At 64.8% G+C, this 7,525-nt stretch carries 5 protein-coding genes; 1 reads left to right on the top strand and 4 read right to left on the bottom strand.

Translation table 11 applies throughout. From position 1 onward, the window contains the following. Positions 1 to 58: 58 nt before the first annotated feature. Positions 59 to 2,227, bottom strand: a complete 2,169-nt coding sequence (locus ACOZK4_RS01090) for a malate synthase G (RefSeq protein WP_421589956.1) — start codon at positions 2,225 to 2,227, stop codon at positions 59 to 61. A gap of 126 nt (positions 2,228 to 2,353) precedes the next feature. Further along, positions 2,354 to 4,360: a hydantoinase/oxoprolinase N-terminal domain-containing protein gene (locus tag ACOZK4_RS01085; protein ID WP_421589955.1), complete on the bottom strand. Its 2,007-nt coding sequence runs from the start codon at positions 4,358 to 4,360 to the stop codon at positions 2,354 to 2,356. Positions 4,361 to 4,484: 124 nt separating this feature from the next. Here ACOZK4_RS01085 and ACOZK4_RS01080 point away from each other — a divergent pair, with 124 nt between their 5' ends. Beyond that, positions 4,485 to 5,033: a hypothetical protein gene (locus ACOZK4_RS01080; RefSeq protein WP_421589954.1), complete on the top strand. Its 549-nt coding sequence runs from the start codon at positions 4,485 to 4,487 to the stop codon at positions 5,031 to 5,033. Here the strand turns inward: ACOZK4_RS01080 and ACOZK4_RS01075 are convergent. Then, positions 4,978 to 6,387 (bottom strand): cytochrome P450, encoded by a 1,410-nt coding sequence (locus ACOZK4_RS01075; protein ID WP_421589953.1) that lies wholly within the window; start codon positions 6,385 to 6,387, stop codon positions 4,978 to 4,980. The genes ACOZK4_RS01080 and ACOZK4_RS01075 overlap by 56 nt on opposite strands. Before the next feature lie 61 nt (positions 6,388 to 6,448). Beyond that, positions 6,449 to 7,336, bottom strand: a complete 888-nt coding sequence (locus ACOZK4_RS01070) for a DUF1402 family protein (protein WP_421589961.1) — start codon at positions 7,334 to 7,336, stop codon at positions 6,449 to 6,451. Between the last annotated feature and the right edge of the window lie 189 nt (positions 7,337 to 7,525).

Genomic DNA, 7,525 nt, shown 5'->3' with positions numbered 1-7,525 from the left:
GCTTCTTTCGTTTCGAACGCTGAGCGGCAAGGCGTGAACCGCCCTGCCGCAAGACAAATCAGGCCGCAGCGGCCTTCAGCTCGAGGCGGCGGCGGTGCAGGACCGGCTCGGTATAGCCGTTCGGCTGCGCGCGGCCCTCGAGCACGAGCTCGACGGCGGCCTTGAAGGCGATCGAGCCGTCGAAATTGCCGGCCATCGGGCGGTAGAGCGAATCAACGGCGTTCTGCCCGTCGACGACGGCGGCCATGCGCTTCATCGTTTCGAGAATCTGCGCCTCGGTGATGACGCCGTGGTGCAGCCAGTTGGCGAGGTGCTGGGCGGAGATGCGCAGCGTCGCGCGATCCTCCATCAGGCCGACATCGTTGATATCGGGAACCTTCGAGCAGCCGACGCCCTGGTCGATCCAGCGCACGACATAACCGAGGATGCCCTGCGCATTGTTGTCGAGTTCGCGCTGGATTTCCTCCGGCGTCCAGTTCGGCCGCACCGCGACCGGAACGGAGAGGATGTCGGTGAGCTTTGCCCGCGGGCGCGTGCGCAGCGAGGCCTGCACCGCGGCGACATTGACCTTATGATAGTGCGTCGCATGCAGCGTCGCCGCCGTCGGCGAGGGAACCCAGGCGGTGTTGGCGCCGGCCTTGGGATGGGCGATCTTCTGCTCCAGCATCGCCGCCATCAGGTCCGGCATGGCCCACATGCCCTTGCCGATCTGCGCATGGCCGGACAGGCCGCATTCAAGCCCGATATCGACGTTCCAATTCTCGTAGGCGGAAATCCAGGCGGCCTGCTTCATGTCGCCCTTGCGGATCATCGGACCCGCTTCCATCGAGGTGTGGATCTCGTCACCGGTGCGATCGAGGAAGCCGGTATTGATGAAGACGACGCGGTCCTTGGCGGCGCGGATCGCCTCCTTGAGGTTGATGGTCGTGCGGCGCTCCTCGTCCATGATGCCCATCTTCATCGTGTTGGGCGCCATGCCGACGGCGGCCTCGACGCGGCCGAACAGTTTGGACGCGAAGGCGACCTCTTCCGGGCCGTGCATCTTCGGCTTGACGACATACATCGACCCGGCAGGCGAGTTCTGGCGGCGGCCGCTGACACCGACGTCATGCAGCGCGATCAGCGCGGTCACCATGGCGTCCATGATGCCTTCCGGCACCTCGTTGCCGTCACGATCGCGGATCGCCGGATTGGTCATGAGGTGGCCGACATTGCGCACCAGCATCAGCGAGCGGGCGCGTAGCGAGCCGGCCGAACCATCCGGCGCGGTATAGGCGCGGTCAGGGTTGAGACGGCGCGTGATGGTCTTTCCGCCCTTGGCGACCTCTTCGGACAGATCGCCCTTCATCAGGCCGAGCCAGTTGCGATAGACGACGACCTTGTCCTCGGCATCGACGGCGGCGACGGAATCCTCGCAGTCCATGATGGTGGTCAGCGCCGATTCGATGACGAGATCGGAAATATGCGCCGCATCGTCCTTGCCGGTCGGCGTCGTCGCATCCACGCGGATTTCGATATGCAGGCCGTTGTTGCGCAGGAGAATGCGCGTGGGTGCTGCGGCTTCGCCGACATAGCCGGCGAACTTCGCCTCATCCGCAAGACCCGTCTTGCCGCCGCCGATCAGCGCGACGACGAGCTTGCCGCCATCGACGGAAAGGCCCGCGGCCTCGCGCCAGAACGTGCCGGCAAGCGGTGCGGCCTCATCGAGGAAGCCGCGCGCCCAGGCGATGACCTTGGCGCCGCGCACGGGATTGTAGCCCTTGCCCTTTTCCGCGCCGTCGGTTTCCGGGATGGCGTCCGTGCCGTAGAGCGCGTCGTAGAGCGAGCCCCAGCGCGCATTGGCGGCGTTCAGCGCATAACGCGCATTCATGACGGGAACGACGAGCTGCGGGCCGGCAAGGCTTGCGATCTCCGGATCGACATTGTCTGTCGTGACGGAGAAGTCGCCGCCCTCGGGCAGGAGATAGCCGATCTCGCGCAGGAAGGCCTCATAGGCCGCCATATCGACCGGGGCGCCGTTTGCGCGATACCAGGCGTCGAGCTTTTCCTGCAGCGCGTCACGCTTGGCGAGAAGCGCGCGGTTTTCCGGAGCCAGATCATGCACGATGGCGGAAAAATCGGCGAAATAGCGCTCCGCATCCACGCCCGTGCCGGGAAGGGCTTCCGTGACGATGAAATCATAAAGGGCGCTGTCGATCGAAAGACCGGCTTTTTCGGTATAAGACATCTGAAAAGGCTCCGAATGGGCGGGACAAGGGGGAGTATCCCGAATGGTCCCACTTTCCGGAGGTTTCATTCATAGTCAATTCGGCAAGGGCATAAAGAATTTATTCCGCTCGGGAATAAATCTTACTTATACCTCTTCCGCGATGCGCGGCCGGCCGCTGGCGGTGGCGGTAAACCGCGCCTCGATCAGCTTGCGCGACCCCTCGACTTCCGGTGCATCGATCGCCTCCGAAAGGCTGACGACCGGCTCGTCCGCACCGTTGGCGCGCGCCGCTTGGAGTGCCGCCGTCATCGCCCGCTCCTTGGCCAGCGAGAAGGCCTCGTCCTCGTTGATCAGGCGCAGACTGTCGCCCGCACCGTTGACGATGAAGATGCCCTCTTCCGGCTGAGTCACGAAGACCGTCACGGCATTGCGCACCTGACCGACGACGGCACCGACGGCGTTCGCCACGCCGGCATCCGAAGGAATGGACCATTCCGCGCCCAGCATGTCGGCGATATCAGGATAATAGACCGGCGCAGAAGCGCCGAGGCCGACCAGCGGCCGGTCGAGCGCGATGCGGAACGCCACGATGCCGGGAACGCGGTGCAGCGCCCGGTCGATGGAGATGGAATTGGCCGGATCGAGCGCGCCGACGCCGTCATCGGCCAGACAGGCGGAGAGGATGACGTCAGCCGATTGCCGCGTGAGACGGTCGACCAGCGTGCGGGCCAGCGCTTCCGGCGTCTCGGCGATCGCTCGGCCGGAGCCGTCCTTGGTGCGGGCGGCAAGTTCCAGGCCGAGGCGCGCGGCCACGGCATCCCACTGCCCCTGTCCGCCCAGCACATGCATGGCATCCGACGGCGTGATGCCGCAGATATGCACGAGGCCGCGCGCGACCAACCGATCGAGGGTCGCCTTCTGCGGCGTCGAGAGCAGCAGGCCGTCGAGCGGCAGCGGCGTGGCGCCGATCTTTTCGTAGAGCGCCTGTTCCTGCGGCGTGAGGCCACTCGCCAGCCGCTCCGGCACGCCGGTGCGCACCGCAAAACGTCCGTCGTGGCGGCCCATATGCGGCGCGCGCAGCTGGCGCTCCAGCACGGGAACCACCGCTTCGGGATGCAGCGCCGAGGCAAGGCTGAGCGGCATGAAGCGGCGCGGCCCGAGATCGATCTTCGCCTTGAGACCGCGGTCGTTGATGCGCACTTCCGAATCGCCGCCCAGGCCGAAGGTGCGCATGGCGACGGCTTCCACCATGGTGCGATAGCCGCCGACGACGGCCCCTTCCGCGTCAAGCTTGGGCCGGCCGTTGTCGAGCACCGCGACATCTGTCGTCGTGCCGCCGATATCGGAGACGACGGCATTGTCGAGCCCCGTCAGGTGACGTGCGCCGACCAAGCTCGCTGCCGGACCGGAGAGAATGGTCTCGATCGGCCGCAGCCGCGCTTCCGCCGCCGAAATCAGCGCGCCGTCACCCCGCACCACCATCATCGGCACATGGATGCCGCGGCGCTGGAGATAGTCCTCGCAGGCGCCGATTAGCCGGTCGATCATGGAGACGAGGCGGGCATTGAGCAGCGTCGTCAGCGCCCGGCGTGGGCCGCCGAGTTTCGAGGAGAGTTCGTGGCTGCAGGTGACGGGCAGATGCGAGACCGCGCGGATGCGGTCGCGCACGCGCTGCTCATGCGCCGGGTTGCGCACGGCGAAATAGCCGGCGACGGCGAAGGAAGAGACAGTTTGCGACAGCAGCGGCAGGGCTTCGTCGAGTGCGGCCATATCGAGCGGCGTCTCGTTGCCATGTACGTTATGGCCGCCGGGCAGGAAGAGCACCGGGTCGTTGCCGAGCGCATCGGCGAGCCCGTCGCGCTTGAGATCGTCAGGCGAAAAGCCGATCATGACGAGGCCGGCGCGACCGCCCTGCCCCTCGACCAGCGCGTTGGTGGCAAGCGTCGTCGACAGCGAGACGAGGCCGATGGCCGCAACCGGCACCTGCGCCTCGGTCAGCACCGCCTCCACCGCGCCGGAGATACCGACCGCGAGGTCGTGGCGCGTGGTCAGCGCCTTGGCGCGGGCGACGACGCCCCGGGTTTCACTGTAGAGCACGGCGTCCGTATAGGTGCCGCCGGTATCGATGCCGAGTAACAAATGGTCTGCCACGAGAATTCTTCCGGACTTCCCGCCATCTCTTTTCAAAGCGGGTCTGGAATGGTGTTATTGCATGTCCAGGCCAAATGCCACCATCCCGCCGACGACATCAGATGAAAGAACGAGGAGCCTTCCCGTGATCCCATTCTCCATTCGGCCGCTTCTGGCGCGTCTTCTTCTCGGCACCGCGCTTCTCGCCGGCAGCCTGCCCGCCCATGCCCAGGAAACGGACGAGGAGGAGTACAAGGCGCAGATCCCGGACGTCGCGATCTACAAGGCGATGCTGGACGCCAACAAGCAGACCGGCTGGGTGCAGTTCCGCGAATTCTCGGGCCAGCAGCTCATCTATTTCACCGCCTTGCAGACCATGCATTGCCGGCTGAAGGAGGTGCGCTACTCGATCAACTCAGATACGCTCGACAAGACCTTCCCTATGGCAAAATGCGACCCGGAACTGCCCTTCAACCTGCCATCCGACGACAGCCAGAACTGGCTCTACCTCAACCTGAAACCGGGTGAGGCCAAGACGATCGCCGTGCAGGCGGTGTGGGACGACGGCAGCGGCAGCGAGATCGTCGTCTACCAGCCCTGCAAGAATCCGGAAGCGACCTGCGCCTCGATCAAGACGATCAAGAAGCCGAAGAAGCGTGGGGACGAGCCCGCACCCGTAACGCCAGCCCGTTAGCCGGCTGCGTCGTCAGGCGCTGCACCGGCCAGGGCTTCGTATCCTCGGTCATGTCGAAGCGGAAGCGATGCATCAGCACGCCGAGTGCGATGATCGCCTCCTGCATGGCGAAGGTCGCACCGATGCAGATGCGCGGCCCTGCGCCAAAGGGCAGATACTGGAAACGGTGGATCGCTTCGCGGTTCTCCGGCAGGAAACGCTCCGGCATATAGGCGCGCGGCTTCTGCCAGAGCAGCGCATGGCGGTGCAGCGTCCAGGGCATGACGAGGATGGTGACGTCGCGGGGGATTTCGACCACCTCGCCGGACGGGCTCGTCCAGCGATCGTCGGCGATCGCCTCGCGGTTGATCGAGGGCGCCGGCGGATAGAGCCGCATCGCCTCCTCGAAGGCCGCCCGCGTCCAGGGCATAAGATCCAGCCAGTCGACGGGATCGGCGCCGCTTGAGACGACCCGGTCGATCTCCTCCTCCATCGCCTCGCGCACATGCGGAGAATTGGCGACGCAATAGAGCGTCCAGGCGAGCGCACGCGCCGTCGTCTCATGGCCGGCACCGATGAAGGTGAGGATATTGTCCTCCACCTCCTCCATGGTCAGCCCGTCCGGCCCCGCCGCCCGCAACAGCAGCGTCAGGAAATCGTTCGGCGCGCTGCCGTCGTCCGCCTTCATGCGCTTGAGGCGCAGGTCCATCGTATCGCGCACGATCTTGCGGAATTTCCTCAACACCTTGAGCCCGCCGATGCGCGTCACGCGCGGCACCCAGGCGGGCGCCCGCAGCAGATCCATCGGATCGACCCGGCCCATCGAATGCAGGAGGTCGTCCACGTCGTCGGCGAACTTGTCCGAGGACGTGACGATCTCGCCGGAAAACAGCGTTTCCGAGAGGATCGCGAAGGCCAGCTCCGTCATGTCGTTGCCGATATCGAAGACCTCGCCGTCTGCGCCTTCATACTTCTTTGCATAAAGCTCGGATTGCGCCAGCATCTGCGTCGCAAAACCCTTGGCGTGGCGCGGCGTGAAGATCGGTGCCACCGCCTTGCGCGAGCGACGCCACACCGCGCCCTCCGCCGTCAAAAGCCCATCACGCAGGATCGGGCGCAGCACGAGCTGGCGAACCGCCGCCATCTTGTAGTTCTGGGCATTGTCGACAAGCAGGTATTTGATCAGGCCGGGATCGTTGACGATCAGCGTCTTCTCGCCGAAGAAACTCGTCATGATCCAGGGCAGCGTATAGGACGGCTCGCCCCACAATTCCAACGGATTGCGGAAGACCGTGCGGATGATCTCCAGCTTCGACGGCGGCACGGTGCGCGGGATCGGGGCCGGCGGTTCGAACGGCTCGGGACGCATGTCCATCATCTGCCTCCTTGTTATCGGCGCGTCTTACGGGAAGACTGGGCCGATATAGAGGCGGAGGTTAGAGAAGAGACTGAAGCTCTGCCAGCTTGTCGTTGATCAGCCAGCCGTAATAGTTCTCTTCCGGCCAGGTGACTTCGCCGGCGGCGCGGCGTGCGGCGAAGGCGGCGGCGCGGGCGTCGGGGTTGCCGATATTGTAAAGTGTCGAGGTCAGGCCCGGATTCTTCGAGATATCGACGCCGGCGATCTTCTTGTAGGCATCGATCGAGCGGCGGATGGACGCCGCCATATAGGCGAGCGAGATATCGGGATCCATGATCGCCTGATAGACGCCGGCCGCATCATTTTCGTCCAGCTTGTCGTAACCGGAAATGCGTGAGACGTCGTCGGTCAGTGTCAGCGCCGTCAGCGGGTTGATCTGGCCGAGACCGAAGGTCTGGCCGGCATAGAAGGGCTGGAAGAACACCGCGCTGAAGCGGTTGTTCGGGAAGGACGTGCCGCCGACCGTCTCGCCCTTGAACGTCCGGTTCCAGACGCCCTCGCGGCAGGTCCACAGCGCATAGGACCCCTTCTTGTCGGCGCATTTGGCAAATTCCGGCCGCGCGACGAAATCGGCGACATTTTCGCCATCATAGGCGAAACGGAAGCTGCCGGTATAGGACGCCGCCTTCACATAGTAGCTCTGCAGCCGGTCATAGGCGTCGACATTGTAGGTATGCTCGCCGACGATGGCGCCGACCATGTGGATCGGGGCAATACCGTATTTCGCCGCCGTCGCCTTGATCTTGCTCGTCAGCTGGCTATCGCTCGCCAAGAGGTCGCGCACCTTCTCGTATTTCGCATCGAAGGATGTCTTCCCCGCCTTGGTGCGGCGCACGGAAGCGCCGGGAATGGCCGGCTGCTCGGCATTGCGGTTGCCTTCGGGCACCACGTCCATGGCGGAGGCCATGGTCTGGCTCTGGAAAACGAGCGTGGCGGCAAGGGCAAACACAGGGATGAGCTGACGCACGGTTGCGGTTCCTGTCTGGTCGAATCTTTCGGCGGATGGCGGGACCGATGCAAGACAATCGTGTCGGAATGATGCCAGGCGCGGGCAAAGGCCTAGGCCGCGCCGCCTTTCCTGTCGAGCAAAAAAGCG

Origin of the sequence: Shinella sp. M27, from assembly GCF_049199905.1 — a bacterium.
GTDB lineage: Bacteria > Pseudomonadota > Alphaproteobacteria > Rhizobiales > Rhizobiaceae > Shinella.
The sequence above is the reverse complement of the archived record's forward strand: the minus strand, read 5'-3'. Positions and strand labels throughout refer to the sequence as shown.

Excerpts from the sequence above, each read along its gene's own strand:
- ACOZK4_RS01075 (WP_421589953.1), bottom strand. The coding sequence starts at position 6,387 with ATGGACATGCGTCCCGAGCCGTTCGAACCGCCGGCCCCGATCCCGCGC.
- ACOZK4_RS01070 (WP_421589961.1), bottom strand. The coding sequence starts at position 7,336 with ATGGCCTCCGCCATGGACGTGGTGCCCGAAGGCAACCGCAATGCCGAG.
- ACOZK4_RS01090 (WP_421589956.1), bottom strand. The coding sequence starts at position 2,227 with ATGTCTTATACCGAAAAAGCCGGTCTTTCGATCGACAGCGCCCTTTAT.